The organism is Pseudomonadota bacterium (assembly GCA_039193195.1).
In the GTDB taxonomy this organism is placed as follows: domain Bacteria; phylum Pseudomonadota; class Gammaproteobacteria; order Steroidobacterales; family JBCBZW01; genus JBCBZW01.
This window is the reverse complement of the sequence record JBCCWS010000112.1, coordinates 1-1,662: the sequence shown is the minus strand read 5'-3', so window position 1 is coordinate 1,662 and position 1,662 is coordinate 1. Positions and strand designations below refer to the sequence as shown.

Sequence of the window (1,662 nt, the reverse complement as noted above, 5' to 3'; positions counted from 1 at the left end):
GGCGGCCAAGGCCCGCGCGCGAAGATCCATGGAACGTGGTTTGCCCATACCCAGCCCCAACATCTACGTCGGGAAACCGAACCACGCTTGGAGCGTCAGGGGTATCCCTTCCGATTCACTCCGGCCGGGAAACGCTCTAAAATGGGATCGTAAGGACCCGGTGAGCATCCTGATCGTGAATGCAAATGTGCCCACAAAGGAACGTATGCATGAGTTCGTCAACTTCTCGGGGACGTGCAGCCTGGTGCGGATCGTGCTGCCGGAGCTGCGCAATGTCCAGGCAGAGGTCGCGATGTTCCGCGCGCTCGACCAGGTGAACGAGGGTGGGCGCTTCAAGCTCGACCTGGCGAGCGCGCAGGAGTATCGGCTCGGGTGTCCGGTCAACAAGGTCACGATCCTCGATAGGGAGAGCACCGATGGCAACATCCTCGGCGCGCTCAAGTCTGAGCTGACGGAGCAGCCTCCGAAACAGAAGCGCTTCGACATCCTCCACTTCGCGGAACACGCTTGCGATATCGGGCGCTTTGTCAGTGCGCCAGATGGCACTGTCGTTCTGGCGCTACCCTGCGACCCTGGCGCGGTGTATGGCCTGGGCCTCGCAGAGCTGACCAGCTGGCCTGGCGAGTCGCTGATCCAGATGGTCTATCTAAGCTGTTGTGCGGCGACACCGGGGCACGGCGGAGCCGCCGTCTCGGGAAGCACTGCCGCGGTCGCCCAGCTCATGGCGCAATCGCAGGTGCCCGTGAAGCTTGGCTTCCGCTGGAACATTGACGACAAGAAAGGCTTCAAGTTCGCCGCATCTTTCTAGGGCAATCTGCTGTCGAGCGCGCATAGTTTCGACGATGCGCGCCAGCAGGCCCGCCAGGATCTCTAGGCGACAAGCTCGAGCCACGGTCCCGTCTGGGCGGCCCCCGTGCCACTCGAGCACGCACGTGAGCAGTTGGCAGGGCGGGCCTCAGAGGAGCGAGCAAGAAGCTCAATTACATCGTCATCCGCGACAGCAATCTCGAGACGCGCAACGGTTTGCTTAATCGCCATGCGGGCGCGCTCGCGCAGCAGCCAACGTACCGCGCGGCGTTGCTCTCGGATGCGTCCGATCCTGCGGTGGGCGCCGTCAGTGTCGCCTCGGGCGACGACGGCCCGCTTGGGAAGGTGACCCGCGAGATCCTCCGCGACGCCCCACCTGAGTGGCAGTTCAAGGTTAATCCTGTCGACGCCCGGGAGGCGGCGCCGACGCAGCGGCGGATCCCAATGCCGCTGCGCACGGCCTCGGCACGACGCTATCGCCGATCCCGGAGCTGACCGCGGATGCGGCGAACGTGGAGGTCACTGCGCAGATCGATGCTGACAACTACGCGGCCATGCAGGAAGGGACCAACTGGGGGCTCGACGCGCTCGGCGCTCTGGAGAGCCGTTTCGACAGCGAGGGGACTCACGTCGCCGTGATCGACTCGGGTCTCGACGCGGCGCACGCGGCCTTTGCGCGCTTCGACTTCTCGGACAATTCGGCGGCGGCGTTCCCGGCGGAGTGCCTGAACATATTCCCGCTTGCCGGGTGTGCCGATCCGCGCCTCCAGCAATCGGTGCAGCGTGGCAAACGTGTCCGGGAGATCCCAGCCCTGCAAAGGCGCGGCCTGGTCGAGCGCCCCCACCTTCCGTTCC

The 1,662-nt window shown here is 64.9% G+C and carries 2 protein-coding genes; both read left to right on the top strand.

Going from position 1 to position 1,662, the window contains the following annotated elements; translation table 11 throughout:
• Nucleotides 1–808 (top strand): CHAT domain-containing protein (locus AAGA68_27490; protein MEM9388815.1); only part of this gene is annotated, 808 nt, incomplete at its 5' end.
• A 511-nt stretch (nucleotides 809–1,319) separates the two neighbouring features.
• Nucleotides 1,320–1,662: hypothetical protein (locus AAGA68_27485; protein ID MEM9388814.1), on the top strand; the 343-nt coding region annotated here is incomplete at its 3' end.